The 26,083-nt window shown below is 71.6% G+C and carries 28 protein-coding genes, 3 pseudogenes and 1 riboswitch; of the genes and pseudogenes, 19 read left to right on the top strand and 12 right to left on the bottom strand.

The window, feature by feature from the left end; genetic code table 11:
- Positions 1-41: 41 nt before the first annotated feature.
- The 6 genes and pseudogenes from ABZV31_RS22180 to ABZV31_RS22155 form a co-directional block, all read right to left on the bottom strand.
- Entirely contained in the window at positions 42-716 is a 675-nt protein-coding gene (locus tag ABZV31_RS22180; RefSeq protein ID WP_355896445.1) for an urease accessory UreF family protein, read from the bottom strand.
- A pseudogene (locus ABZV31_RS22175) lies at positions 716-2,436 on the bottom strand (urease subunit alpha). Before ABZV31_RS22175 ends, ABZV31_RS22180 begins: the two are co-directional and overlap by 1 nt.
- Positions 2,429-2,740 carry an urease subunit beta gene (locus tag ABZV31_RS22170; protein ID WP_355896442.1) on the bottom strand — a complete coding sequence of 104 codons (312 nt, stop codon included), beginning with the start codon at positions 2,738-2,740 and terminating at the stop codon, positions 2,429-2,431. Before ABZV31_RS22170 ends, ABZV31_RS22175 begins: the two are co-directional and overlap by 8 nt.
- 10 nt (positions 2,741-2,750) lie before the next feature.
- Positions 2,751-3,053, bottom strand: a complete 303-nt coding sequence (locus ABZV31_RS22165) for an urease subunit gamma (protein ID WP_313746622.1) — start codon at positions 3,051-3,053, stop codon at positions 2,751-2,753.
- A 254-nt stretch (positions 3,054-3,307) separates the two neighbouring features.
- Positions 3,308-3,586, bottom strand: a complete 279-nt coding sequence (locus tag ABZV31_RS22160; RefSeq protein ID WP_355896438.1) for a type II toxin-antitoxin system Phd/YefM family antitoxin — start codon at positions 3,584-3,586, stop codon at positions 3,308-3,310.
- A gap of 30 nt (positions 3,587-3,616) precedes the next feature.
- Positions 3,617-3,976: an ANTAR domain-containing protein gene (locus tag ABZV31_RS22155; RefSeq protein WP_355896435.1), complete on the bottom strand. Its 360-nt coding sequence runs from the start codon at positions 3,974-3,976 to the stop codon at positions 3,617-3,619.
- A gap of 178 nt (positions 3,977-4,154) precedes the next feature.
- Between ABZV31_RS22155 and ABZV31_RS22150 the strand changes: the two genes are divergently transcribed.
- From ABZV31_RS22150 to ABZV31_RS22140, 3 genes are all read left to right on the top strand, one after another.
- Positions 4,155-4,790 (top strand): ATP-dependent Clp protease proteolytic subunit, encoded by a 636-nt coding sequence (locus ABZV31_RS22150; protein WP_355896432.1) that lies wholly within the window; start codon positions 4,155-4,157, stop codon positions 4,788-4,790.
- Between the two features lie 7 nt (positions 4,791-4,797).
- Positions 4,798-5,106 carry a hypothetical protein gene (locus ABZV31_RS22145; RefSeq protein ID WP_355896429.1) on the top strand — a complete coding sequence of 103 codons (309 nt, stop codon included), beginning with the start codon at positions 4,798-4,800 and terminating at the stop codon, positions 5,104-5,106.
- Between the two features lie 326 nt (positions 5,107-5,432).
- Positions 5,433-5,647: riboswitch (cyclic di-AMP (ydaO/yuaA leader) on the top strand.
- Between the two features lie 2 nt (positions 5,648-5,649).
- The gene (locus ABZV31_RS22140; RefSeq protein ID WP_355896426.1) at positions 5,650-6,123 is read left to right on the top strand and encodes a C40 family peptidase; all 474 of its coding nucleotides are present in this window, start codon (positions 5,650-5,652) and stop codon (positions 6,121-6,123) included.
- 63 nt (positions 6,124-6,186) lie between these two features.
- Here the strand turns inward: ABZV31_RS22140 and ABZV31_RS22135 are convergent, their stop codons facing one another.
- The gene (locus ABZV31_RS22135) at positions 6,187-6,648 is read right to left on the bottom strand and encodes an ATP-binding protein (RefSeq protein ID WP_355896423.1); all 462 of its coding nucleotides are present in this window, start codon (positions 6,646-6,648) and stop codon (positions 6,187-6,189) included.
- Positions 6,649-6,862: 214 nt separating this feature from the next.
- On the opposite strand from ABZV31_RS22135, the gene ABZV31_RS22130 reads away from it, so the two are divergent.
- Entirely contained in the window at positions 6,863-7,723 is an 861-nt protein-coding gene (locus ABZV31_RS22130; protein WP_355896420.1) for a helix-turn-helix transcriptional regulator, read from the top strand.
- A gap of 9 nt (positions 7,724-7,732) precedes the next feature.
- Positions 7,733-7,957, top strand: coding sequence for a DUF397 domain-containing protein (locus tag ABZV31_RS22125; RefSeq protein WP_355896418.1), 225 nt, complete (start codon positions 7,733-7,735; stop codon positions 7,955-7,957).
- A 70-nt stretch (positions 7,958-8,027) separates the two neighbouring features.
- Here the strand turns inward: ABZV31_RS22125 and ABZV31_RS22120 are convergent, their stop codons facing one another.
- On the bottom strand, positions 8,028-9,155 hold the full coding sequence (locus ABZV31_RS22120) for an 8-amino-7-oxononanoate synthase (protein ID WP_355896416.1): 1,128 nt from the start codon (positions 9,153-9,155) through the stop codon (positions 8,028-8,030).
- A 147-nt stretch (positions 9,156-9,302) separates the two neighbouring features.
- On the opposite strand from ABZV31_RS22120, the gene bioB reads away from it, so the two are divergent.
- From bioB to ABZV31_RS22100, 4 genes are all read left to right on the top strand, one after another.
- Complete coding sequence (gene bioB, locus ABZV31_RS22115; RefSeq protein WP_355896413.1) at positions 9,303-10,493, top strand: biotin synthase BioB; 1,191 nt, start codon at positions 9,303-9,305, stop codon at positions 10,491-10,493.
- Complete coding sequence (locus tag ABZV31_RS22110) at positions 10,486-11,775, top strand: adenosylmethionine--8-amino-7-oxononanoate transaminase (protein WP_355896411.1); 1,290 nt, start codon at positions 10,486-10,488, stop codon at positions 11,773-11,775. Before bioB ends, ABZV31_RS22110 begins: the two co-directional genes overlap by 8 nt.
- A gap of 1 nt (position 11,776) precedes the next feature.
- Positions 11,777-12,505, top strand: a complete 729-nt coding sequence (gene bioD / locus ABZV31_RS22105; protein WP_355896408.1) for a dethiobiotin synthase — start codon at positions 11,777-11,779, stop codon at positions 12,503-12,505.
- 67 nt (positions 12,506-12,572) lie between these two features.
- Complete coding sequence (locus tag ABZV31_RS22100) at positions 12,573-13,274, top strand: class I SAM-dependent methyltransferase (RefSeq protein WP_355896405.1); 702 nt, start codon at positions 12,573-12,575, stop codon at positions 13,272-13,274.
- Here ABZV31_RS22100 and ABZV31_RS22095 read toward each other — a convergent pair whose 3' ends face one another.
- Both ABZV31_RS22095 and ABZV31_RS22090 read right to left on the bottom strand, forming a co-directional pair.
- Positions 13,275-13,649 carry a fic family toxin-antitoxin system, toxin component gene (locus ABZV31_RS22095; protein WP_355896402.1) on the bottom strand — a complete coding sequence of 125 codons (375 nt, stop codon included), beginning with the start codon at positions 13,647-13,649 and terminating at the stop codon, positions 13,275-13,277. It lies immediately after the preceding gene.
- 4 nt (positions 13,650-13,653) lie between these two features.
- Positions 13,654-13,905 carry an antitoxin gene (locus ABZV31_RS22090; RefSeq protein ID WP_355896399.1) on the bottom strand — a complete coding sequence of 84 codons (252 nt, stop codon included), beginning with the start codon at positions 13,903-13,905 and terminating at the stop codon, positions 13,654-13,656.
- Between the two features lie 210 nt (positions 13,906-14,115).
- On the opposite strand from ABZV31_RS22090, the gene ABZV31_RS22085 reads away from it, so the two are divergent.
- From ABZV31_RS22085 to mug, 10 genes and pseudogenes are all read left to right on the top strand, one after another.
- Positions 14,116-14,973 (top strand): ABC transporter ATP-binding protein, encoded by an 858-nt coding sequence (locus ABZV31_RS22085; protein ID WP_355896396.1) that lies wholly within the window; start codon positions 14,116-14,118, stop codon positions 14,971-14,973.
- Between the two features lie 4 nt (positions 14,974-14,977).
- On the top strand, positions 14,978-17,545 hold the full coding sequence (locus ABZV31_RS22080; RefSeq protein ID WP_355896393.1) for an ABC transporter permease: 2,568 nt from the start codon (positions 14,978-14,980) through the stop codon (positions 17,543-17,545).
- Positions 17,546-17,591: 46 nt separating this feature from the next.
- Positions 17,592-18,482 (top strand): LLM class F420-dependent oxidoreductase, encoded by an 891-nt coding sequence (locus ABZV31_RS22075; protein WP_355896390.1) that lies wholly within the window; start codon positions 17,592-17,594, stop codon positions 18,480-18,482.
- 56 nt (positions 18,483-18,538) lie between these two features.
- Positions 18,539-18,964 carry a GNAT family N-acetyltransferase gene (locus ABZV31_RS22070; protein WP_355896387.1) on the top strand — a complete coding sequence of 142 codons (426 nt, stop codon included), beginning with the start codon at positions 18,539-18,541 and terminating at the stop codon, positions 18,962-18,964.
- A gap of 151 nt (positions 18,965-19,115) precedes the next feature.
- Positions 19,116-20,546 carry a hemolysin family protein gene (locus ABZV31_RS22065; protein ID WP_355896384.1) on the top strand — a complete coding sequence of 477 codons (1,431 nt, stop codon included), beginning with the start codon at positions 19,116-19,118 and terminating at the stop codon, positions 20,544-20,546.
- Entirely contained in the window at positions 20,543-21,556 is a 1,014-nt protein-coding gene (locus tag ABZV31_RS22060; protein ID WP_355896381.1) for a hemolysin family protein, read from the top strand. Before ABZV31_RS22065 ends, ABZV31_RS22060 begins: the two co-directional genes overlap by 4 nt.
- Positions 21,557-21,661: 105 nt before the next feature.
- Positions 21,662-22,444 (top strand): annotated as a pseudogene (locus ABZV31_RS22055) (SGNH/GDSL hydrolase family protein).
- A 6-nt stretch (positions 22,445-22,450) separates the two neighbouring features.
- Positions 22,451-22,792 carry a DUF4326 domain-containing protein gene (locus ABZV31_RS22050; RefSeq protein ID WP_355896378.1) on the top strand — a complete coding sequence of 114 codons (342 nt, stop codon included), beginning with the start codon at positions 22,451-22,453 and terminating at the stop codon, positions 22,790-22,792.
- Positions 22,793-22,851: 59 nt separating this feature from the next.
- A complete protein-coding gene (purB, locus tag ABZV31_RS22045) occupies positions 22,852-24,294 on the top strand; it encodes an adenylosuccinate lyase (RefSeq protein ID WP_355896375.1) in 1,443 nt (480 codons plus the stop codon).
- On the top strand, positions 24,291-24,836 hold the full coding sequence (gene mug, locus ABZV31_RS22040; protein ID WP_355896574.1) for a G/U mismatch-specific DNA glycosylase: 546 nt from the start codon (positions 24,291-24,293) through the stop codon (positions 24,834-24,836). Before purB ends, mug begins: the two co-directional genes overlap by 4 nt.
- Positions 24,837-24,843: 7 nt before the next feature.
- On the opposite strand, the gene ABZV31_RS22035 is transcribed toward mug, so the two are convergent.
- Together ABZV31_RS22035 and ABZV31_RS22030 are read right to left on the bottom strand one after the other, a co-directional pair.
- Positions 24,844-25,308, bottom strand: a complete 465-nt coding sequence (locus ABZV31_RS22035) for a hypothetical protein (RefSeq protein WP_355896374.1) — start codon at positions 25,306-25,308, stop codon at positions 24,844-24,846.
- Between the two features lie 58 nt (positions 25,309-25,366).
- Positions 25,367-26,082 (bottom strand): annotated as a pseudogene (locus tag ABZV31_RS22030) (ABC transporter permease).
- Position 26,083: the final 1 nt, after the last annotated feature.

Genomic DNA, 26,083 nt, shown 5'->3' with positions numbered 1-26,083 from the left:
CCCTGGGGAGGGGAACGGGTATCGGCGCGGCGGCAGGACTCCTACGACGCGAACAGACGCACAGGCCAAGCGGCATGCACCTCCGCACTGATCTCCAGCAACGGCGCAGAGGCCGCAGGCAGCTCGTCGGCCCCGTCCTCCAGCACGCGTCGGGCCGCCACCACCGCCTGGTCGGCCACCCGGTCCAGTTCCGGCGCCAGCCGAGCCAACACCGCCGTGGCGTCGAACGGATCGAGACTCAGCAACCGCACCGTCGCCGTGGCCGGCCCGCTCACACATTCGTACGCCGCACAGTACGCCGCGTCATCGGGCCCAAGGCCCGCCGCCCGCGCCGCGAGCCCCAGCACGACCGGCTGATGCGCCCCCTTGGGAAACTCCCGCGCCAGGGCATCCAGCTGGCCCGAAGGCCAGGTCGCACGGGCCGCCCGCATCAACTGCCGCCCCAGCTTGCGGGCGGCGATCCGCAACGCCGGTGACGGCGTCCGCGCGTCCGCCGCCGCGTCCAGTTCCCGGGGGTCGTACCCGAGCGCGGCCGCCGCGGCGAGCGAGGCCGCGACCAGCCCCGCCGTGTGCAACCGCCCCCGGCAGAAGTCCTCCAGACTCGCCGCCCCGGTGACCCGTCCGGCCTTGACGGCCGCCTCCGCCCCGCCGGAGTGGGCGTGCCCCCCGGCGGGAAAGCGGCCGTCGGCCAGGACAAGAAGTGCTGCCCGGGACATCAGAAGAGGAAGTAGCGCTGAGCCATGGGGAGTTCGGCGGCCGGTGTCGCCTCCACCAGCTCCCCGCCGATGTGGACGGCGAAGCTGTCGGGGTCGACCTGGACCCGGGGCCGCGCGTCGTTCTCCTTCATGTCCGCCTTGGTCACGCCGCGCGTCGACTCGATCGCCACGAACTTCTTCCCGAGCTGGAGCCGCTCCGGCAGCCCGTCCTCGATCGCCGGCGGCGCCACGAAGTTGACCGAGTTGGACGCGGGCGCCCGCCCGATCGCCCCGTACATCGGCCGCGGAAGGATCGGCTGCGGTGTCGGAATGGACGCGTTGGCGTCGCCCATCTGCGCGTACGCGATCTGCCCGCCCTTGATGACGAGGTGCGGCTTGACGCCGAAGAACGCGGGCTCCCACAGCACCAGGTCGGCGAGCTTGCCGGTCTCGACGGATCCGATCTCACGGGCGAGGCCCTGCGCGAGCGCCGGATTGATCGTGTACTTGGCGACATAACGACGTACACGGTGGTTGTCCGCACGCCCGTCGCCCGGCAGCGCGCCCCGGCGCCGCTTCATCACGTGCGCCGTCTGCCAGGTCCGCAGGATGACCTCGCCCACCCGTCCCATCGCCTGGGAGTCGGAGGAAATGATCGAGATCGCTCCCAGGTCGTGCAGGATGTCTTCCGCTCCGATCGTCGACGGGCGGATCCGCGACTCCGCGAACGCCAGGTCCTCCGGCACCGCCGGGTTCAGGTGGTGGCACACCATCAGCATGTCGAGGTGTTCCTCGGTGGTGTTGACGGTGAACGGCCGGGTCGGGTTCGTCGAACTCGGCAGCACGTGCGGCTCGGAGACCACGGTCATGATGTCCGGGGCGTGCCCGCCGCCCGCGCCCTCGGTGTGGTACGCGTGGATGCCGCGCCCGGCGATCGCGGCGAGCGTGTCGCCCACGAACCCGGCCTCGTTCAGCGTGTCGGTGTGGATGGCCACCTGGACGCCCGTCCGGTCGGCGACCGTCAGGGAGGCGTCGATGACGGCGGGCGTGGACCCCCAGTCCTCGTGCAGCTTCAGGCCCACTGCTCCCCCGCGGATCTGCGACAGCATCGCCTCGCGCGAGACGGTGTTGCCCTTGCCCAGCAGGCCGATGTTGAGCGGGTGGGCCTCCAGCGCCTCCAGCACCCGCGCCAGGTGCCAGGGGCCGGGGGTCACGGTGGTCGCCTTCGAGCCCTCGGCCGGTCCGGTGCCGCCGCCCACCAGGGTCGTGATGCCCGCAGCGAGCGCCTCGTCGGCGATCTGGGGACAGATGAAGTGGACGTGCGCGTCGATGGCGCCGGCGGTGAGGATCCGTCCGTTGCCGCGATGATCTCGGTCTCCGGGCCGAGGACCAGATCCGGGTGGACGCCGTCCATCGTGTCGGGGTTGCCCGCCTTGCCGATGCCGGTGATCCGCCCGTCGCGGATGCCGACGTCGGCCTTGACGATCCCCCAGTGGTCGACGACGACGACACCGGTGATCACGGTGTCGGGCGTGCCGTCTGCGCGCGTGGCGCGCGACTGGCCCATGGACTCGCGGATGACCTTGCCCCCGCCGAAGACGGCCTCGTCACCGGCGAGCCCGGATCCGCCGGAGCGGTCCTCCTCGATCTCGATCAGCAGGTCGGTGTCGGCGAGCCGGATGCGGTCACCGGTGGTGGGGCCGAACAGGTCGGCGTACGCGGCGCGCGAGATCTCAGGCATCGAGGGCACCTCCGGTCTCCCCGCGCAGCCCCGGCACGACGCGGGCCCCGGTGAGCGGGACGAGTTCGACGTCGACGGGGATCCCGGGCTCGAAGCGCACGGCGGTGCCGGCGGCGATGTTGAGCCGCTTGCCGCGCGCGGCAGCGCGGTCGAACTGCAGGCCGGGGTTGGACTCGGCGAAGTGGTAGTGGGAGCCGACCTGGACGGGCCGGTCGGCGACGTTGAGGACGGTCAGCCGGGTGATCTCGCGGCCCTCGTTGTAGACGATCGGGTCGTCGGCGAACAGGATCTCTCCGGGAATCATCGACGCCCCCTCAGACGATCGGCTCGTGGACGGTGACGAGCTTGGTGCCGTCCGGGAAGGTGGCCTCGACCTGGACGTCGTGGATCATCTCGGGGACGCCCTCCATGACGTCGTCCCGGGTGAGGAGCTTGCGGCCGGAGGACATGAGCTCGGCGACGGTGCGGCCGTCGCGGGCGCCTTCGAGGATGTGCGACGTGATGAGCGCGACCGCCTCCGGGTGGTTCAGCCTGAGCCCGCGGGCCCTGCGCTTCTCGGCCACGTCGGCCGCCACATGGATGAGCAGCCTCTCTTGTTCGTGCGGGGTCAGTTGCACGTACCCACCTCACAGTCCTCGCTCCGGACCGTGCGGGGCCCGGTTGCCGCAGCCACCGCGACGGGGACACATGCAACACACGGACGGATTGCCCGATCTTGAGCAATCCGGATGGAGAAACCCCCAGGTGGCGTGGATCGGCAGGCTAGTTCGCCGGAGTTTCAACGACGTTAACCAGACCTTGATCCACTCATGGCGCGAGCCGGTCGGCCCGGACACACGGACACGGCCCGCCGGCGCCGGACGCGACGCCGCTACCGGACCTCCGGCCCCCGGTGCTCCGCCGCGATGCCGAAGCGCTGCTGCTCGCGCGGGGCGGACGGCACGTCACGGACCCGGGAGACCGCGCTGACCACCTGCTCCTCCGCGGGCCCCTCGAGCTCCTTGAGCCGTTCGAGGTCGGCGGCGGAGACCAGGGCGACGAGCGGCTTGCCGTGCCGCGTGACCACCACGCGCTCGCCGCCGTACACCACCCGGTTGATCAGGTCGGCGAGCTCAGCCCTGGCTTGCGTCACCGGAATCTCGTAGGCCATACACCCACCTTACGGGCGTCCGCGCCGTCCTCAGGGCTCGGACCGGTCCACCGGGAAGCGCAGCGTGTACCGGTCGAGCGCCCTCCTGAGTTCGTCCAGCTCGGTGTCGGGCAGGGCGCCGCCCTGGGCAAACTTCAGGACGTGCTCGGCCACCGTGCGCACCTTGGTGTTCGTGCGCTGGGAGACCTCCCGCAGGACCCGCCAGGCGTCGTCGGGCGGGATCCGCCCGAAGGTCACCACAGCGCCGATCGCCTGGTCGATGACGGCGTGCGAGGTCAGGGCGCGCTGCAGTTGGTCGATCTCCTCGTGCAGCCGCTCGTGCTCCAGCACCAGGTCGGTGGTGGACAGCGGCTGGAGGGGGTGCCGCTTGGAAATCGCGAAGAACGCCATGGAGATCCCCTGGGTCGTCGAGCGGCCGGAGTTCCACTTCCAGCTTCCTCCAGGAGCGCGCCGAGCACGACCCGAGCTCGGCGCGCCGACCAACACCCCCCTCCCTGTTACGTACGTCCTGTACATTTTTTACGGACAGCTCTGCCGGAGACGGCCCTGCCGCGTGGAGGGGTGTGCCATGACCCGACCGTCCGCCCGCCATGTCCTGCCCGAGTTCACCGAGCGCACGAGCGCCGGTCACCGGACCCTCGATCCGTACGCGAAGCTGCTGGAGGAGCGGATCGTCTTCCTCGGCACACGGATCGACGACACCTCGGCGAACGACGTGATGGCGCAGTTCGTGCATCTGGAGTACCAGGCCCCGGACCGCGACATCTCGCTGTACATCAACTCGCCCGGCGGCTCGTTCAGTGCGATGACGGCGATCTACGACACGATGCGGTTCGTCGGCTGCGACGTGGAGACGGTCTGCCTGGGGCAGGCCGCCTCGTCCGCCGCGGTGCTGCTGGCCGCGGGCACACCGGGCAAGCGGTACGCGCTGCCGGGCGCCCGCGTGACCCTCGACCAGCCGTCGCTGCCCGAGCCGGTGGAGGGCCAGGCGTCCGACCTGGCCATCCAGGCGGACGAGCAGGCGCGCACCCGCACCCGCCTCGAGGAGATGCTCGTACGCCACACCGGACGGGCCCCGGAGCAGGTGAGTGCGGACGTCGAGCGCGAGACGATCCTGGACGCGCAGGGCGCGTTGGAGTACGGGCTGGTGGACCGGCTCGTCGCCGACCGCAAGGCCTCGCGCACCGTACCGGGCGCGAGGTGAGCCGCCGATGCTGCCACCCGAACCGCCGCCGCTGCCGGCCCTGACCCGCGCCGAGGCCGAACTGATCGACCGTTACCTCGACGTCGTCGACCTGCTGGGACGGATCAACCCGGCCCATCACGGCGACACCTACCGGGGCCTGAGGGCCGCTCAGGCACTCGTCCGCAAAGCGGCCGAACTGCGCGACGCGCTGGCGCTGATGCACCAGCGGGGCGAGACGGAACTGCACGCCGCCACCCTGGCACGGGCGTTGCGGATCCTGGACGGCGAGCGGCGCACGGCCCGCGTCACCGTGCCGCCCGACTGCGGGAGTTGACGCTCCCCACCCGGAGGTGCCGTCCGGGGCGTCCGGAGCCGAGTCGAAACGGACCAAATGAGCTACGGCCTTTCAGCGTAGGCGTGCCTGCTTGTTTCGGGGCCGTTCGAGTTGCTCAACGCGCCTGGCCGGATGGCGGAATGAAGCGTTCCGGTGCTGGTCGGGGGGGCATTGCGGGACGGCACAACCGTTCGAGCGCGAGGGTGTCCACCCGAACGGGTGGGTGGTGAGTAACAACACAAATCCCCGATTCCTTTGGGATTTTCCGACATCCGTAGGTCAAGATCCGTGTCCGACGACAAGCCCCCGCCGCAGCGGCGGGGCGGTCCGGGCGGACGCCGAGTCCTGCCGCCGCCCGGATGACCGGTCGACAGGAGTGGATCGGCAGGAGTGGAGGACCCAAGCACAACGGGTCGCCGGAACGGTCACGCCATGGCCGGGTCGAGCAGCCCTTGGGGTGAAGCCGCGGCAACGCGGCCGGGCAACTTCGCCAGCCCGAATCCGACAGGTCATCCTTCACAGGCGGCTGACGAAGGGGTGCGCATGACTGCGCTCAATCGTGTCCCGTCACTGATGGCCCGGGCCGGCACGGCCTCGGCCCTGACCATCGCCGCCGTGGGCGGCTCGATCGTGGTCCCGGGCGTCGCCTCCGACGCCGCGGCCGCCACACTGGCGACGAAGGCGCTCAAGATCGCGGCGTCCAAGGAGGGCGCCCCCTACAGGTGGGGGGCGACGGGCCCTCGGAGGTTCGACTGCTCCGGACTCACGCTCTACTCGTTCAAGAAGGCGGGCAAGAAGCTGCCCCGTACGGCGGCCCAGCAGTACAACAGGACCCGCCACATCTCAGCGAGGCACCGTCAGGCCGGGGACCTGGTGTTCTTCCACTCGGGCTCGTACGTGTACCACGTCGGCATCTATGCCGGGAAGGGCAGGATCTGGCACGCCCCGAAGACCGGAGACGTGGTGAAGCTGCAGAAGATCTGGACGAAGAGCGTCTGGTACGGCCGGGTCAGGTGACCCGCCTGGGGCGGTGACGGCGCCCTGACGGCACCGTCACCGGCCCCGGGCTGCCGCAACACCCTACGGTTCCTGCTGGCCCGTGGCCGTCACCGGGCGGGCCGGGGCCGTCCACGGAAGTTCGATGCAGACGGTCTTGCCGCCCTCGCGCGTGGGCCGCACCGTCAGCCTGCCGCCGCACTCCGCAGTGAGCCACCGGATGATCACCATGCCCCGGCCGTTGTCCTGCTGGACAGCGGCCGGCAGTCGTTTCGGGAACCGCGGGTGGCTGTCGGTGACACCGATGCGCAGATGTTCGTCACGGTCGAGCGCGAGGTCCACCGTGAAGGTGGGTGACTGGCCGAAGGTGTGCTGTACGGCATTGGTGGCGAGTTCGGAGACGATGAGCCGGATGGTGTCCGCGGTGTCGGTGTCCGACGTCGGCAGGCCCCACTCCGCCAGGGTGCCCACCACGTAGGTGCGCGCCGCGGAAACCGAAGCGGGATCGCTCGGCAGAGTGACGGATGCTTCCAGATGGTCTGCCATCGCGACGTCGTCCCTTTCCCACGGGACCGCAAGTCCGACACGGAGCGGATGGTTCGAGTACGGTCCCGGACTGGTGCCTTCGTCGTCAGACTGCCATTAGCGCGTCGCCCACGGTGGCGATCCACCAAGATGTGCATATATCTGTCGCTCGAAGCGGTGAACTCTGCGACGGCAGACCGTATTTGGGCGGCTCGGAAGGAGTAAGGAGTAGCCCATGCAGCACGGTCCCGCGGTGCGCCGCCGGAAACTGGGCGCCGAACTGCGCGCGCTGCGCACCGGTGCGGGTCTCACCAGCGGTGAGGCGGCCCGGCTGGTGGGCTGGCACCAGTCGAAGGTCAGCCGTATCGAAACCGGCGCCAGCGGGGTGAAACCGGCCGATGTGCGGTTACTCCTGGACGCCTACGCTGTCGAGGATTCCCCACTGCGCGAGCTGCTCCTGGTGTTGGCGGGCTCCGACGACGGCGACGGCCGGCACCACTGGTGGCACGCCTACCGCGGCGTACTGCCGCCGACCTACCGGGACTTCATCAGCCTGGAGTCCCAGGCGAGCGGGATGCGCACGCTGGAGACCTCGGTCGTCCCCGGACTGCTGCAGACACCCGAGTACGCCCGTGCGGTCACCCGGGCGGCCGTGGAGGGACCCGACGACGACCGGCTGGACGCACTGGTGGAGGTCCGGCTGGCCCGGCAGGACGTGCTGCGTGCGCTTCCTCCGCTGGAGCTCAGCGCGGTGCTGGACGAGGCGGTGCTGCGCCGGGAGGTCGGCGGGCCGGAGGTCATGGCGCGGCAGCTGGCGCGGCTGGTGGAGGCGGCGCGCCTGCCCCAAGTGCGGCTCCAGGTCCTGCCGTTCGCCGCGGGGGCGCACATCGGCCTCACCGGACCTTTCGTTATCTTCTCCTTTCCGAGCACTTCTGATCTGGATGTGGTTGTTCTTGACCACTTGACGAGTAGCCTCTACCTCGAACGGAAAGAAGACCTAGAGGCCTACACGGAGGCCTTCAACACCCTTCAGATCCACGCCCTTTCACCCGAGGACTCGTTGGATTTCATCGCCCGGATAAGTGACGGCGCGTAAGGAGGCACCATGTCCGTTCTGCCTCGGAACGTACCTTCCAGTATCGATCTGCACGGTGTGCGGTGGCTGCGCAGCAGCTACAGCACGGGAGCGAACAACTGCGTCGAGACGGCCTCGCCGCACTCCGGTCCCTGGGCCGGGCTGCTCGCCGTGCGCGACTCCAAGGCCCCGGCCGGACCCGCGCTGCTCTTCTCCCCCGAGAGCTGGGCGGGGTTCCTCGCCGCAGTCCGGTGACGCCCCCTCCCACACCCCGACCCGACTGATCACATCCGCATCGAGCGACACACGGCCGTGTCACGCCGACTCATGGTCGCGTTTCGCCGATCACACGTACAGCGCGTTCGATCTGCGCCACGGAGAGGTCCGCGCGGGCGGTCAGCCTGAGCCGTGAGATGCCGTCGGGCACGGAAGGAGGACGGAAACAGCCCACGGCCAGCCCCGCTGCACGGCAGTCGGCCGCCCATCGCACGGCCCCCTCCGGGGACGGCGCGCGCACGGAGACCACCGCGGCGTCCGGCCGTACCGCTTCCAGGCCCGCGGCGGTCAGGCGTGCGTACAGTTCGCCGGCCACCGTGCGCGCCCGCTCCGCCCGCTCCGGCTCGCGGCGCAGCAGCCGCAGAGCCGCCAGGGCACCGCCCGCCGCCGCAGGGGCGAGGCCGGTGTCGAAAATGAACGTTCGTGCTGCGTTGACCAGATGGTCGATCACCCGCGCGGGCCCGAGCACGGCTCCGCCCTGGCTGCCGAGCGACTTCGACAGTGTGGCCGTGACGACCACGTCGTCGCCGCCCGCGAGCCCTGCCGCGTACGGGGCGCCGCGCCCGCCGGCCCCCAGGACGCCCAGACCGTGGGCGTCGTCGACGACCAGCCCTGCCCCGTGCTCCCGGCAGACCGCCGCGAACTCCGCCAGCGGCGCCGCGTCCCCGTCGACCGAGAAGACCGTGTCGGACACGACGACCGCCCGCCCCTCGTGCGTGCCCAGCGCCTTGCCCACGGCGTCCGGGTCGGCGTGCGCGACGACCTGCGTCGTGCCGCGGGCCAGTCGGCAGCCGTCGATCAGCGAGGCGTGGTTGCCCGCGTCGGAGACGATGAGGGAGCCGTGCGGCGCGAGCGCGGTGACCGCGGCCAGGTTGGCGGCGTACCCGGAGGAGAAGACCAGCGCCGCCTCGAAGCCGCAGAAGTCGGCCAGCTCGCGTTCCAGTTCGGTGTGCAGGTCGGTGGTGCCGGTGACCAGCCGGGAGCCGGTGGCACCGCCGCCCCAGGTACGGGCGGCGGTCGCAGCCCCTTCGGTGACCTCGGGGTGGCGGGCCAGCCCCAGGTAGTCGTTGCTCGCGAGGTCGAGGAGCGGCGAGTCGGCCGGGCGGGGGCGCAGGGTCCGTACGAGTCCGGCGCGGCGACGCACTTCCGCCTGCTCGTCGATCCAGCCGAACGCCATGGGTCCTCCGGGGCTTTTGTAGGCAGTGCACAGACCATAGCCGGACGGCCGACGGCCCATGATGTGGCAATACCCACACGTCGAACCGTCTCTGTTGTGCAAACTCTCCTTGGCCCCGGGCGGCCCCGTAGGACAGGATCGGACCTCATGGACCTGCTGAACACGCTGGTGGACAAGGGGCTTCGGCGCGAGCTGCCGACCCGCGAGGAAGCTCTGGCCGTGCTGGCCACCTCCGACGACGACCTGCTCGATGTGGTGGCCGCGGCCGGAAAGGTGCGCCGGCACTGGTTCGGCCGACGGGTGAAACTCAACTATCTCGTCAACCTGAAGTCGGGCCTGTGCCCCGAGGACTGCTCCTACTGCTCCCAGCGGCTCGGCTCCAAGGCCGACATCCTGAAGTACACCTGGCTCAAGCCGGACGAGGCCTCCCAGGCCGCTGCCGCCGGGCTGGCCGGAGGTGCCAAGCGGGTCTGCCTGGTGGCGAGCGGCCGCGGTCCGACGGACCGTGACGTGGACCGGGTCTCGGAGACCATCAAGGCGATCAAGGAGCAGAACGAGGGCGTCGAGGTGTGCGCCTGCCTCGGTCTGCTCTCCGACGGCCAGGCCGAGCGGCTGCGGGAGGCCGGCGCCGACGCCTACAACCACAACCTCAACACCTCCGAGGCGACGTACGGCGACATCACGACCACCCACACCTACGCCGACCGCGTCGACACGGTGCACAAGGCGCACGCGGCCGGCCTGTCCGCCTGCTCCGGCCTGATCGCCGGCATGGGCGAGACCGACGAGGACCTGGTCGACGTGGTCTTCTCGCTGCGCGAGCTGGACCCGGACTCCGTTCCGGTGAACTTCCTGATCCCGTTCGAGGGCACCCCGCTCGCCAAAGAGTGGAACCTGACCCCGCAGCGCTGCCTGCGCATCCTGGCGATGGTCCGGTTCGTCTGCCCCGACGTCGAGGTCCGCATCGCGGGCGGCCGCGAGGTCCACCTGCGGACGATGCAACCGCTCGCCCTGCACCTGGCCAACTCGATCTTCCTCGGCGACTACCTCACCAGCGAGGGCCAGGCGGGCAAAGCCGACCTGGAGATGATCGCGGACGCCGGGTTCGAGGTGGAGGGCGCCGACCAGGTGACGCTGCCGGAGCACCGGGCGGCGGGCGGCGGCGGTTGCGGGGCGCACGAGAGCGCGGGCTGCAGATCGCACGAGAGCGCCGGGTGCGGGTCCCACGAGGGCGGGGTCTGCGGACCGGCGCCGGCGCCGGCCGCCGGCGAACCGCGCACGGACCTGGTCGCCGTCCGCCGTCGGGGCGCCGGAACGGATCTCGCGCCCAATGCCTGACCTGCCCGGCCTGAGCGTGCCCGAGCTGCTGGACCTCGACCGGCGGCACGTGTGGCACCCGTACGGTCCCATGCCCGGTCGGCAGGAACCGCTCGTCGTTCAGGCGGCGAGCGGGGTCCGGCTGAAGCTCGCGGACGGCTCGGGCGAGCTGGTCGACGGCATGTCGTCGTGGTGGTCGGCGATCCACGGCTACAACCACCCGGTGCTCAACGAGGCGGCGCGCGAGCAACTGGCGCGGATGAGCCACGTGATGTTCGGCGGGCTCACGCACGAGCCCGCCGTACGGCTCGCGAAGCTGCTTGTCGACATGTCGCCCGACGGGCTGGAGCACGTGTTCCTCGCCGACTCCGGCTCGGTGTCGGTCGAGGTCGCGGTCAAGATGTGCCTGCAGTACTGGCGCTCGCTCGGCCGCCCGGGCAAACAGCGACTGCTGACCTGGCGCGGCGGCTACCACGGCGACACCTGGCAGCCGATGTCCGTGTGCGACCCCGAGGGCGGGATGCACGAACTGTGGACCGGGGTGCTGCCCCGTCAGGTCTTCGCGGACGCGCCGCCGGCGGAGTACGAGGAGTCGTACGCCCACCATCTGCGCGACCTGATCGAACGGCACGCCGACGAACTGGCAGCGGTCGTCGTCGAGCCGGTGGTGCAGGGCGCGGGCGGGATGCGGTTCCACTCCCCCGCGTATCTGCGGGTGCTGCGCGAGGCCTGCGACGCGCACGACGTCCTGCTGGTGTTCGACGAGATCGCGACCGGGTTCGGCCGCACGGGCGCGCTGTTCGCGGCGGAGCACGCGGCGGTCGCACCGGACGTCATGTGCGTGGGCAAGGCGCTGACCGGCGGCTACCTGACGATGGCGGCGACGCTGTGCACCGCGCGGGTGGCGGACGGGATCTCGCGCGGCGAGGTGCCGGTGCTCGCGCACGGCCCGACCTTCATGGGTAATCCGCTGGCGGCGGCGGTGGCGTGCGCCTCGATCGAGCTGCTGCTGGGCCAGGACTGGCTCGGGGAGGTCAAGCGGATCGAGGCGGGACTGCGGGACGGGCTGGCTCCCGCGGCGGGACTCGAAGGGGTCAAGGACGTGCGGGTCCTCGGTGCCATCGGGGTCGTCCAGCTCGACCACGCGGTGGACATGGCGGCGGCGACACGGGCCGCCGTACGCGAGGGTGTGTGGCTGCGGCCGTTCCGGGACCTGGTGTACACGATGCCGCCGTACGTCACCGGTGACGCGGACGTGGCGCGGATCGCCCGCGCGGTGTGCGCGGCGGCGCAGGAGGGATGAGATGCCGGTACTGGTGATCACGGGCACGGGCACGGAGGTCGGCAAGACCGTCACGACGGCCGCCGTCGCCGCGGCGGCGGTCGCGGCGGGCCGGTCGGTGGCCGTGCTGAAGGCAGCACAGACGGGCGTACGACCGGACGAGCGCGGCGACGCCGACGAGGTAGCGCGGCTCGCCGGCCCGGTCACCGCGCGCGAACTGGCCCGGTACCCCGAGCCGTTGGCGCCCGCCACCGCAGCGCGGCGGGCCGGGCAGGCGCCGGTGCATCCGCACGAGGTGGCCGAGGCGGCCGCCAAACTGGCCACCGAACACGACCTGGTGCTGGTTGAGGGGGCGGGGGGACTGCTCGTACGGTTCGACGCGGCGGGCGGAACGCTCGCGGACGCGGCCCGGCTGCTGCGGGCACCGGTCCTCGTCGTCGCCTCCGCAGGGCTGGGGACGCTGAACACGACGGAGCTGACGGCGCGTGAACTGCGCTCCCGCGAGCTTGAGCTGCTCGGGATCGTGATCGGCAGCTGGCCCACGGAGCCCGATCTCGCCTCGCGCTGCAACGTCGCGGACCTGCCGCACGTGACCGGGGCACCGCTGCTCGGCGCGCTGCCCGCCGGCGCCGGGACCCTCGCCCCCGCCGATTTCCGCGCGGCGGCGCCGGACTGGCTGGCGCCGCGCCTGAACGGCAGGTGGGACGCGGAGGCCTTCACGGTGCGGGAGACGCCTGCGCCGTCCGCGTAGGCGGGGCGTGCGGCGGTCCCTTACGGGGGACAATCACCGTAGGCCCCGTCCTGTCCGGGAGGTCCCCATGCCGCTACGGTCCACCGGCTCCGGCAAGGTGGCGCGGGATCCCGTCCACCATCCGCTGTTCGCCCGCTACTACGCCCGGATCAGCGTCGCCGCGGAGACCAGGATGGGCATGGCCCGGGTGCGCGAGAAGCTCCTCGCCGGGCTGTCCGGGCGGGTGATCGAGATCGGCGCGGGCAACGGGCTGAACTTCGGGCACTATCCGGGCACGGTCTCGGAGGTCGTCGCGATCGAGCCGGAGCGCCTGCTGCGGCACCGGGCCGTGGAGGCCGCCCTGCGCGCCGAGGTCCCGGTCGACGTGGTGCCGGGCGCCGCGGAGGCGCTGCCGGTCAAGAGCGAGGCCTTCGACGCGGTGGTGCTCGCGCTCGTACTGTGCAGCGTGCGCGACGTGCCGCGCGCCCTGGGCGAGGTGCGGCGGGTGCTGCGGCCGGGCGGCGAGGTGCGGTTCTTCGAGCACGGCAGGGGCGGCGGCCGCGCGATGACCCTCGCCCAGCGCGCCCTGGACCGCACGGTGTGGCCGCCGCTGAACGGCGGCTGCCATCTGGCCCGCGAGCCGGTCGCCGCCCTACGGGATGCAGGGTTCCAGCTCGGCCCCTACCGGCGGGTGCTGATGCCGGAGAAGGGTCCGACGCTGCCCACCTCGTACTGCGTCCTGGGCACCGCCTGGCGGCCCGGGAGCGACGCCCCGGTCACCGGGGACTGATCACAGGCTCCACTGCCGCAGCTCCCGCGCGATGTCGTGCACGGACGCCTCGCCGCTCTTGACCAGCCGGGCCAGGTCGCGCACCTGCTCGGGCGAGGTGACGACCTTCAGCCCGCTGGCGACCAGGTAGGCGTAGGCGACGGCGGAGGCGAACAGGGCGTTGGAGCGCTCCAGCGCGGGGACGTGGATGAGAAGTTGCAGCAGCGCGGCGGCCCGCGCGTGCGGGGTGTCGTAGACGGGCACGTCGAATATCTCGGCCTGGTGCCGCGCCACCGCGGCGACCAGGGCGCCCCAGTCGGTGACCTGGGGATCCCCCGGCGTCATCCGTTCGGCGAGCATGAGCAGCCAGGCGAGGTCGATTCGGAGGTTGCTCAAGGGATCAGCGACGACCTTCGCTCCGGCTCCCCGTGCCGCCCTCGCGGTCCGCTCCGAACTCCTCGGCGAAGACGGCCTCGTACTGCTTCATGAAGTCGGCGGCGGCCTCCACGAACGTATGGCCCGCTTCTCCGGTGTCCTGTCGGACCAGCTCCTCGATGTAGCGATTGACGCTCATCCCGCGGGCCAGGGCGCGTTCACGGGCGGCGCGGGCGGTGCCCTCGTCCACCCGTACGTTCAGCTGGGTCTTCGCCATACCTCGACGCTAGCGCCGGATTGCTAGCACCGGCAAGAGGCCGACCCACGGGTGGAGGATGCCCCTTACACCGGTGTACGGGCCTCGACCTGGGGTGGAGACCACCTCGACCCAACGGGGGATACCGGGTGTGCGCCCGGTCACACTAGGCTCGGCCGGGGACAAAAGGAGTCGGACGTTCAGGGACCAAGCACCACCTAGGAGGCCGTCTTGTCCACACCTGCAGCAGCGCCGGACCGGGCGTCGGCCGACGGGATCGCGGCCCGCGCCCGCGGCCTGACCAAGGCGTACGGCTCGGGCGAGACCACGGTGCTCGCGCTGGACTCGGTGGACGTGGACATCGAGCGCGGCCGTTTCACCGCGGTCATGGGTCCCTCCGGCTCCGGCAAGTCCACCCTGATGCACTGCCTGGCGGGACTCGACACCGTCTCGGCCGGACAGGTGTGGCTCGGCGACACCGAGATCACGGGCCTGAAGGAGCGCGAGCTGACCCGGCTGCGCCGCGACCGGATCGGCTTCATGTTCCAGTCGTTCAACCTCATCCCGACGCTCAACGCACTCGAGAACATCACCCTGCCGATGGACATCGCGGGCAAGAAGCCCGACGAGAAGTGGCTGGACCAGGTCATCGACACGCTGGGCCTCAGGGACCGGCTCAAACACCGGCCCTCCCAGCTCTCCGGAGGCCAGCAGCAGCGCGTCGCCTGCGCGCGGGCGCTCGCCTCCCGCCCCAAGCTGATCTTCGCCGACGAGCCGACCGGCAACCTCGACTCGCGCGCCGGCCTCGAGGTGCTCGGCTTCCTGCGCGACGCCGTCGACGCGCTCGGGCAGACGGTCGTCATGGTGACCCACGACCCGGGCGCCGCCGCGCACTCCGACCTGGTGCTCTTCCTGGCGGACGGGCGGATCGTGGACGAGCTGGAGCGGCCGACGGCGGAGGCGGTGCTGGAGCGCATGAAGCGGTTCGACGTGATCCGCAGCCAGTTCGACGGGGACAGCGTCTCCGCCTTCGACGGGGACAGCGTCTCCGCCTTTGAGGGGGGCGGCGCCTCCCTCGAGGGGGCCTGACCCCGTGCTCAAGGCGACACTCAGAAGCTTCCTCGCCCACAAGGGGCGGCTGCTGCTCTCGGCCCTGGCCGTCATCCTGTCCGTGGCCTTCGTCGCGGGCAGCCTGATCTTCTCCGACACCGTCAGCCGCACCTTCGACCGTCTCTTCGCCTCGACCGCCGCCGACGTGACGGTGGAACCGAAGCAGGACCTGAAGTCCTCCGTGCCAACCGGCGCGGTGCAGACCGTCCCGGCCTCGCTCGCCCAGCGCGTGGCGCAGGTCGACGGGGTCGCGGCGACCCACGTGGACGCGGCCGTCCAGAACGTCGTGGTCGTCGACAGCAGGAACGAATCCGTGGGCCCGACCACGGGCGCCCCCACCATTGCCCGCGACTGGGAGGTCACCGACCGCAGCCCGGTGCGGCTGACCTCCGGTCACGCCCCGCACGGCGACGGTGAGGCCCTCCTGGACGCCGACACGGCCCGGCACCAGCACGTGGAGATCGGCGACGTGCTGACGGTGCAGGCGCAGCCGGGCGCGTTCCGGGTGCGGGTCGTCGGCATCGCCACGTTCACCACCACCAACCCGGGTGCGGCCCTGCTCTTCCTCGACACGCCGACCGCGCAGGCGAAGCTGCTCGGCTCCACGGCCCGGGCCACGAGCATCTCGGTCGACGCGGCCAAGGGGGTCACCGACGCCGAGCTCAAACGCCGTGTCGGCGCGGCGATCGGCACCGGCACCTACGACCTGAAGACCGCCGGCGAGCAGGCCAAGTCGGCCGCAGCCAACCTCGGCGGGTTCCTCGACGTCATCAAGTACGTGATGCTCGGCTTCGCCGGGATCGCGGTCCTCGTCGGCATCTTCCTGATCGTCAACACCTTCTCGATGCTGATCGCCCAGCGCACCCGCGAGCTGGGCCTGCTGCGCGCCCTGGGCGCCGACCGGCGCCAGGTGCGGCGGTCCGTACTGACCGAGGCGGTGCTGCTCGGCCTCGTCGGCTCAACGCTGGGTCTGGCGGCCGGGATCGGGCTCGCGGCCGGGCTGATCAGGCTCATGGGCGCGTTCGGCATGAACCTGAAGACCACCGAGATGGTCATCGGGTGGGCGACTCCCGTCGCCGCGTACGCCGTCGGCGTCGGCGTCACGTTCGTGGCGGCCTATCTCCCGGCGCGCCGTGCCGCGACCGTGTCCCCGATGGCGGCGCTTGCGGACGCCGAGGTCGCCGGTGTGGGGCGGCCGCTCCGGGCGCGCGCGGTGGTGGGCTCGGTCGTCGGGGCGGCCGGGGTGGCCGCGCTCGCGGGCTGCGCCCTCGCGACCAGGACCGCTTCCGCCGCGTCCCTGCTCGGGCTCGGCATCGTCCTCACCCTCGTCGCGACCGTGGTGGCGGGGCCTCTCCTGGTGCGCCCGCTGATCCGGGTGCTGGGCGGGGCTTTCCCTGCGCTCTTCGGCTCGATCGGCCGTATGAGCCAGCGCAACGCCCTGCGCAACCCGCGCCGCACGGGCGCCACCGCGGCCGCGCTCATGGTGGGCCTGGCCCTGGTCGGCGGGATGTCGGTGGCCAGCGCATCCATGACCCGGTCCTTCGACCACCAGATCGAGAAGACGCTCGGCGCCGACTTCATCGTGCAGAACCGCCGCTTCCTGCCCTTCTCGCAGGAGGTCACGGACAAGGTGCGCGGCACGCAGGGCGCGGGCCTCGTCGTACGGCAGCGGTTCGCGGCGGTCGCGGTACGGCTGCCGGACGGCAAGCGCGTCGAGACGACCGCCGCCGGGTACGACCGGCAGGTGGATGCCGTCGCCCACATCAAGTACGCGGCCGGCGACACCGCGGCCGCGCTGGCCGACGGGCACATCGCCATGGACGTCGGCTTCGCCAGGAAGCACCACGTACGGCTGGGCAGCGTGCTCCCCGTCGAGTTCCAGGACCGGCGGCACACCGAGCTGACGGTGGGCGCCCTGACCGAGCAGGACGCCGCCGAGGGGTTCGGCATGCAGGGCGGGCTGTACTTCGGCATCGGCACCGTCGAGAAGTACGTGCCCGGCACGCAGGACGCCGCGCTGTACGTGAACGCGGCCCCCGGCACGAGCGCCGACCGGCTGCGCTCCGGGCTGGAGAAGACACTCGCCGCGTATCCACAGGTGCAGGTGCGCGACCAGGCCGACTACAAGAAGCTGGTCCACGACCAGATCGCGGTGCTGCTCTACCTCGTGTACGCACTGCTCGGGCTCGCGATCGTCATCGCGGTGCTCGGCGTGGTGAACACGCTCGCGCTGTCGGTGGTGGAGCGGACCCGGGAGATCGGACTGCTGCGGGCCATCGGGCTCACCCGGCGGCAACTGCGCCGGATGATCCGGCTGGAGTCGGTGGTGATCGCGGTGTTCGGCGCGGTTCTGGGGCTGGCGCTGGGACTGCTGTGGGGCGTGTGCACCCAGCAGGTGCTGGCGCTGCAGGGCATGACGGCGCTCGCGATCCCCTGGGGCACGATCGTCGCGGTCGTGATCGGCTCGGCGGTCGTGGGCATCGTGGCGGCCCTGCTGCCCGCGTTGCGTGCATCGCGCATGAATGTGCTGGCGGCGATCGCGCACGAGTGATGGAATCACGGCAGATACTCAAGTCGCTTGTCAGTGAGGACAGTTCATGCCGCGCCCGTTCCGCTTCGGAGTCAACCTCCTCGACCCCGCGCCCGCCGAGGAGTGGCGCGCCAAGTGCCGCCGGGCCGAGGAGCTCGGCTACGACGTGATCCTCGTCCCCGACCACCTCGGGATGGTGGCGCCGTTCCCGGCGCTGGTGGCGGCCGCCGAGGCGACCGAGCGGCCGCGGCTGGGCACGTTCGTGCTCAACGCGGGCTTCTGGAACCCGGCGCTGCTGGCCCGCGAGGTGGCCACGACGGACGCGCTGACGGGCGGCCGCCTCGAACTCGGGCTCGGCACCGGGTACGTACGGGCGGAGCACGAAACGGCCGGGCTGCCCTGGGGCTCCCCGCGCGAACGCGTCGACCATCTGCGGCGCACGGTGGAGGAGCTGGACCGGCTGCTCGGCTCCGCGGAGCACCGGCCGCAGCCGGTGCAGCAGCCGCGGGTTCCGCTGCTGATCGGCGCCAACGGCGACCGGATGCTGCGCCTGACCGCCGAGCACGCGGACATCGCGGCGTTCACGGGCGCGCGGCCGGTGCCCGGGAGCACGACGGGGCAGATCATGCCGATCACGGCCGAGGAGCTCGACGAGCGGGTGACGCTGTACCGGGAGCTCGCGGCGGGGCGCAGGGAGCCCGCGGAGCTGAACCTGCTCATCCAGATCGTGGCCGTCACCGAGGACCGCGCGGGCGCGCTCAGGCCCTTGTTGGACCGTCAGCCGCAGCTGACCCTGGATCAGGCGCTGGCGCTGCCCATCGTGCTGGTCGGCACCCTGGAGCAGATCGTCGAACAGGTGCGTGCGCAGCGTGAGCGGTTCGGCTTCTCGTACCTGACCGTCCTGGAACCGCACATGGAGGCGTTCGCGCCGGTGATCGAGGCGCTGCGCGGCGAGTAGCCGTCCGGATGCTGGAATTCCGCGGCGCGGCAGGTCGCGCGTGATGTGATCGTCACATGAGTGATCTGCGGATACGGGCCGCCGCGCCCGACGACCTCGACACCGTGCTGGGCTTCTGGAAGGCGGCCGCGGAGGGCACGAGCATCAGCGACGACCGGGGCGGCGTGGAGCGGCTGGTCGCCCGCGACCCCGAGGCGCTGCTCCTGGCCGAGCAGGACGGCGAACTGGTCGGCACGGTGATCGCGGGCTTCGACGGATGGCGGTGCCACCTGTACCGGCTGGCGGTGCATCCCGAGCGGCGGCGGCAGGGCATCGGCTCGGCGCTGCTGGCCGCCGCGGAGGAGCGGTTCGTCCGGCTCGGGGGGCGGCGCGGGGACGCGATGGTGCTGACCCACAACGAGACCGCGCACCACGCCTGGCGCGCGGCGGGCTACGCACCCGAGGAGCACTGGCGGCGCTGGGTGAAGCCCCTCACGGACTGACCTCCAGGGTTTCTTTGCCCATCCTTTACTATTGGAGGATCGCTCGGTCCTCCATGAGAGGTTGTGAGCGTCCGCCCATGGGCGAGCCTCCCCGTGCACGACATCGCGCGATCCACCCAGCGTCGGCCGACCATGGAACGGGGGTGACACGATGACCGAAGTGCTCTTGTTGCTGGTGGTGGTCCTGCTGTCCCTCACCTGCGGCGCCTTCGTCGCGGCCGAGTTCTCGCTGACCACCGTCGAGCGCGGCGCACTGGAGCGGGCGGCCGAGCGCGGCGAGCGCGGCGCCTCGGGTGCCCTCAAGGCCGTACGGAACCTGACCTTCCAGCTGTCCGGGGCACAGCTCGGCATCACCGTCACCAACCTGGTGGTCGGCATGCTCGCCGAGCCGTCCGTCGCCAAGCTGATCGCGGGCCCGCTCCAGGCGCTCGGCATGTCGCGCTCCGCCGCGACCTCGGTGGCCCTGGTTCTGGGCACGGCCCTGTCGACGGTGTTCCTGATGGTCGTCGGCGAGCTGGTGCCCAAGAACTGGGCGATCTCCTCGCCCCTGGCGGTGGCCAAGCGGGTGGGCAACGCGCAACGCTGGTTCAGCGCCGCCTTCCGTCCTTTCATCACCCACCTCAACAACACGGCGAACCGCCTGGTGCGCCGGCTCGGCGTGGAGCCCGCCGAGGAGCTCGCCTCCGCGCGCGGCCCCCAGGAGCTGGCGGCCCTGGCACGGCACTCCGCCAAGGAGGGCGCCCTGGAGGCGGACACCGCCGAGCTGTTCGTCCGGACGCTCAACCTCGCCGACCTGACGGCGGAGAACGTGATGACGCCCCGCGTCCAGGTCGTCGCCCTGGAGGCCCAGGCGACCTGCGAGGACGTGGCGAACGCGACCCGGGCGACCGGGCTGTCCCGCTTCCCCGTCTACCGCGGCAGCCTCGACTCGGTGGTCGGGATCGCCCACATCAAGGACGTGCTGGCGGTGCCCGCGGAGCGCCGCATGCGCGTGCCCGTCTCCGAGATCACGCGTGAGCCCCTGCTCGTCCCCGAGTCGCTCACCGTCGACCGGCTGCTGGACCGCTTGTCCGGCAAGCGCACGATGGCGGTCGTCATCGACGAGTACGGCGGCACCGCGGGCGTTGCGACGCTGGAGGACATCGTCGAGGAGGTCGTCGGCGAGGTACGGGACGAGCACGACCCGCACGAGACGCCCGACCTCGCCCCGGCCGGGGCCGACGAGGAGGGCCGCGCCCTGTACTCGGCCGACGGCTCCGCGCGCGTGGACCAGCTCGCGCGCGTCGGGCTGCGGGTGCCGGAGGGCCCGTACGAGACGCTCGCCGGGCTCGTTGCCACCGAGCTCGGCCGGATCCCCGAGGCCGGCGACACCCTGCAGGTCGCCGACTGGCGGCTGGACGTGGTGGACGCGACCGGACGCCGGGCCGCGCGCGTGCTGCTGCACGCGCCGCTCGACGACGAGCAGCATGAGCAGCACGAGAAGCCCGTGAGACACGAGAGGCACGAGAGGCGCCAGAAGCCCGCCGAGAGGCGCCAGAAGCCCGAGTGGCGCGAGAAGGACGGGAAGAGGGCCGACCGGTGACCGCCGTACAGATCCTCATCGGTCTGGCGACCCTGGTCGTCAACGCCTTTTTCGTGGGCGCCGAGTTCGCGGTGATCTCGGTGCGCCGCAGCCAGGTCGAGCCGTACGCCGAGCAGGGCGACCGGCGCGCGAGGAGCGTGCTGTGGGGCCTGGAACACGTGTCGGCGCTGCTGGCGGCCGCGCAGCTCGGCATCACCCTGTGCACGCTGGTCCTCGGTGTGGTCGCCGAGCCCGCGATCGCGCATCTGCTGGAGCCGGTGTTCCACGCGGTGGGGGTGCCGACCAGTGCGGGTCATGCGGTGTCGTTCGTGATCGCGCTGACGCTGGCGACGTATCTGCACATGCTGCTCGGCGAGATGGTGCCGAAGAACATCGCGCTCGCGGAGCCGGTGCGCAGCGCGCTACTGCTCGGTCCGCCGCTGGTCGCGCTGTCGCGGACACTGCGCCCGGTGATCTTCACGGTGAACGCCTTCGCGAACGCCCTGCTCAAGCTGTTGCGGGTCGAGGCGAAGGACGAGGTCTCGGCGACCTTCACGGACGCGGAGCTGGCCGAGATCGTCAAGGACGCCAGTGAGGCCGGCCTCATCGACGACCGCGCCCAGGAGCGGCTGCACGACGCGCTGGAGCTCGGCAGCCGGCCCGTCCGCGACGTGGTGCTCCCTCTGGAGCGCGTCGTCTACGCGCGCCTGGGCGTCACCCCGGAGCAGCTGGAGCGGCTGTCGGCCGAGTCCGGCTTCTCCCGCTTCCCCGTGGTCGACGAGGGGCGCCGGATCATCGGCTACCTGCACGTGAAGGACGCGCTGGACGCCTCGCCGCGCACCATGCCGTTCCGGCTGCGGGACATGCGGCCCATCGCGCGGGTCCGGGAGAGCACGCCGCTGGACGACGTCCTCACGGCCATGCGGCGCAGCCGCACGCACCTCGCGGCCGTACTGGGGGCGGACGGGCGGCTGGCAGGCCTGGTGACGATGGAGGACGTGCTGCGGGAGTTGTTCGGGCAGCAGGTGTGAGGAAGGTGCTCCTCGCTGGGGAACCCCGGGTCGTCCCCGGGGCGCGGGCAAGCAGACCGACCGCTTGGTATGTCCGGGGAATGCCGGGATACCATCGCTCACGCCATGCAGACGAATCCCACTTACACCAGCCTCGTCGCGGTCGGCGACTCCTTCACCGAGGGCATGTCGGACCTGCTGCCGGACGGCTCCTACCGGGGCTGGGCCGACCTCCTCGCGGTGCGGACGGCCGCCCGCACCCCCGGGGCTCCGGTACGCGAACCTCGCCGTCCGCGGCAAGCTCATCGGGCAGATCGTCGACGAGCAGGTGGACGTGGCGGCGGCCATGCAGGCCGACGTGGTGACGCTGGTGGGCGGGCTCAACGACACGTTGCGGCCCAAGTGCGACATGGGCCCGGTACGGGCTCTGCTGACGGAGGCCGTGGAGAAGCTGGCCCCGTCGTGCAAGCAACTCGTGCTGATGCACAGCCCCGGCCGCCAGGGCCCCCGTCCTGGAGCGGTTCCGGCCGCGCATGGAGGAGCTCTTCGCCTGCGTCGACGAGCTCGCCGAGCGGCACGGCGCTCTCGTCGTCGACCTCTACGGGGCGCCCTCACTGGGTGACCCGCGCCTGTGGGACGTGGACCGGCTGCACCTGACGGCCGAGGGCCACCGCCGCGTCGCGGAGGCGGTCTGAGACACTCGGCCACGAGCCCGAGGACACGGAGTGGCACATACCGATGCCGCCGACCGTGCCGCCGGGCTGGGTCGCCTGCCGGGTCGCCGACGTCCGCTTAGCCCGGCAGCACCTGCTGCCGTGGGTAGGCCGGCGCCTGACGGGCCGCTCCTCCGGCGACGGCCGCCCGCCGAAGCGACCCGAGCTGTTGCCCTACGAGGGCCCGGTGGCGTAACCCTCCATGGTCACGCGGGTGATCAACCTCAGGGGCCGCATCCACGACTTCGGCCCCCGGCTGGAACGCGCCCCCGAGGAGGTCGTCTACGTCGGCCGCCGCTGGACCCTGGGCGGCTGGGACCTGCCACGTCACCCGCTGTACAACCCGTTCGCCTACGACACCGCGACGAGGATGCGGGACGGCACGCGTGCCGAGGTGATGGCGATGTACCGGGCATATCTGCTGGAGCGGCCCGAGCTGTTGGAGCAGGTGCCCGCGCTGCGGGGGCGGACGCTGGCCTGCTGGTGCGCTCCCGAGCTCTGCCACGCCGGCGTACTGGCCCAGCTCGCCGAGACGCTCTCGTAGCTTCCGACGAACACCCCCGTGGCGCTGGCCTGCACGAATCGCCAGTAGAATCCATACACGTGACTTCTGCTCCCGCCAAGCCCCGCATCCCGAACGTCCTCGCCGGACGCTACGCCTCGGCCGAGCTCGCCACGCTCTGGTCCCCCGAGCAGAAGGTGAGGCTGGAGCGGCAGCTCTGGCTCGCCGTGCTGCGGGCCCAGAAGGACCTCGGGATCGAGGTGCCGGACGAGGCGATCGCCGACTACGAGCGCGTCCTGGACCAGGTCGACCTGGCCTCGATCGCGGAGCGCGAGAAGGTCACGCGGCACGACGTGAAGGCGCGGATCGAGGAGTTCAACGACCTCGCCGGGCACGAGCACGTGCACAAGGGCATGACCTCGCGTGACCTGACGGAGAACGTCGAGCAGCTGCAGATCCGGCTCTCGCTGGAGCTGATGCGCGACCGCACGGTGGCCGTTCTGGCCCGCCTGGGCAAGCTGGCCGCCGAGTACGGCGAGCTGGTCATGGCCGGTCGCTCCCACAACGTGGCCGCGCAGGCCACCACCCTCGGCAAGCGCTTCGCGACGGCGGCGGACGAACTGCTCGTCGCGTACGGCCGGGTCGAGGAGCTGCTGGGCCGCTACCCGCTGCGCGGCATCAAGGGCCCGGTCGGTACGGCCCAGGACATGCTGGACCTGCTCGGGGGCGACGCTGCGAAGCTCGCGGAGCTGGAGCGGCGGATCGCCGGGCACCTGGGCTTCTCGCAGACCTTCACCTCGGTCGGTCAGGTCTACCCGCGCTCCCTGGACTACGAGGTCGTCACCGCGCTGGTGCAGCTGGCGGCCGCACCGTCGTCGCTGGCCAAGACGATCCGGCTGATGGCCGGGCACGAGCTGGTCACCGAGGGCTTCAAGCCGGGCCAGGTCGGCTCCTCCGCGATGCCGCACAAGATGAACACCCGCTCCTGCGAGCGCGTCAACGGCCTCATGGTCATCCTGCGCGGCTATGCCTCGATGACCGGCGAGCTGGCGGGTGACCAGTGGAACGAGGGCGACGTGTCCTGCTCGGTGGTGCGCCGGGTCGCGCTGCCGGACGCGTTCTTCGCGCTGGACGGTCTGCTCGAGACGTTCCTGACGGTGCTCGACGAGTTCGGGGCCTTCCCCGCGGTGATCGCTCGTGAGCTGGACCGCTACCTGCCGTTCCTGGCGACGACCAAGGTGCTGATGGGTGCCGTGCGGGCCGGTGTGGGCCGGGAGGTCGCCCACGAGGCGATCAAGGAGAACGCCGTCGCCACCGCGCTCGCGATGCGCGAGCAGGGCGCCGAGCGCAACGACCTGCTCGACAAGCTCGCCGCCGACGAGCGCCTCCCGCTCGACCGCGCCCAGCTGGAGTCGTTGATGGCGGACAAGCTGTCCTTCACCGGCGCGGCGGCCGACCAGGTCGGTACCGTCGTGGGCCGCATCGAGGAGATCGTGAAGCAGCACCCGGAGGCCGCGGGCTACACCCCGGGGGCGATCCTCTGACCCGCTTCACCCCGGCGGAACTCGAGGCCGCCCGCGGCCGTTTCGTACCGGACGTGGTCGCGGACGGCCTCAAGGTGCTGTTCAGCGGCATCAATCCGGGTCTGATGACGGCGGCGACGGGCCACCACTTCGCCCGCCCCGGCAACCGGTTCTGGCCGGTGCTGCACCTGTCCGGGTTCACCCCGAGGCTCATGAAGCCGTCGGAGCAGCGGGAGTTGCTGTCGTACGGGCTCGGCATCACGAACGTCGTGGCGCGGCCCACGGCACGGGCCGACGAGGTGACGGCGGAGGAGTACCGCGAGGGCGGGCGGCTGCTGGCGCTGAAGGTGGCACGGCTGCGGCCGAGGTGGCTGGCCGTGGTCGGCGTCACCGCGTACCGGGCCGCCTTCGGCGACCGCAAGGCCCAGGTCGGGCCACAGGAACGGACGATCGATGAGACGCGCGTGTGGGTGTTGCCCAACCCGAGCGGGCTGAACGCGCACTGGACGGCTGAGACGATGGCGGAGGAGTTCGCGCGGCTGCGGGTGGCGGCGGAGGGCTGACAGCCGCTCAGGGCGGGTCCGTGTCCGTGACGATGGCAAGGAGTCGGACGTCGTCCGTGGTCTCCCGGTCGGCGACCGCCACGACGACCCAGCGGCCGGTACCGCTCGCCTTCCAGGACCGGAGCTCGTCCGCCAGTACGCCGAGCGTCGCCCAGGGCTCGGGTATGTCCTCACCCCGTACGACACGCTCCTGAAGCGTCACAGTGCCCCACGGCAGCTGCTCCCCCCACCGAACATTCAGCTGGTGCGCGACGGCCCTCTCGAGGGCGTAGAGGTCCTCAGCCGTCTGCTGCCGCTCCGAGCGGTCGCCCGCCCGTGGCCAGGCGCTCGCTCCTAACTCCACTATGAAGTAACCCGGTCCGGCCAGGTGGTGGCCGGGTATGCCCAGGCCGGCGTCCGTCCCGCCGTGCCCCTGGGGAAACGCCCGGGAGCACAGCGCGTCGATCACGGCGAGCATCTTCACGATGTCCATGTGATCCAGTAAACCGGCCACCACTGACAATTGGCGGGCCGTCAAGCGGCACGCGGCGTCAGGCATCCCGGCGCCGCAGGCTCCACGCTCCCACCAGCAGTGCGGCCCCCGTCCACAGCGCGGTCACCGCGAGCCCGGTCCACGGCCCGAAGCTGCCGTCCCAGCTGGCGTGGAGTGCGATCTGCCCGGCACGTCCGGCAGGAGGTCCGCGACACCGCCCGACAGATCGCCGATCACGAAGGACACGATCAACAGGAACGGGATGAGGATGCTCAGCGTCGCCACTCCGCTGCGCAGCACGGCGGTGAGCCCCGCCGCGAACAGCGCCATCAACGTGAGGTAGACCCCGCAACCCTCCGCGCCCCGCAGCCCCGCGGTCCCGGTCGGCCCGTCCGCCCCCATGACCGCCTTGCCCACCACCAGGCTCACCAGTCCGGTGACCAGGCCCACGGTGAGCACGGGCAGTGAGATCGCCGTCGCCTTGGCCGCGAACCACCGTCCCCGGTGCGGCACCGCCGCCAGCGACACCCGCAGGGCACCGCCGTGGAACTCGGCCGAGACCGCCGTCGTACCGAAGGCGATCGCCGCGATCTGCCCGAAGGAGACACCGAAGAAGGCCGAGAACAGCGGGTCGGCGTCCGCCCCGCCGGTGTCGAGGGCACCGAGCCCGGTGAAGGCGGCGGTGAGGAGAAGGACCCAGCACAGGGCTCCGATCAGCGACCGCAGGGTACGGATCTTGATCCACTCGGAGTGGAGCACGGGCGCGAACGACATG

Source organism: Streptomyces sp. NPDC005202, from assembly GCF_040608235.1.
Lineage (GTDB): Bacteria > Actinomycetota > Actinomycetes > Streptomycetales > Streptomycetaceae > Streptomyces.
The sequence above is the reverse complement of the archived record's forward strand: the minus strand, read 5'-3'. Positions and strand labels throughout refer to the sequence as shown.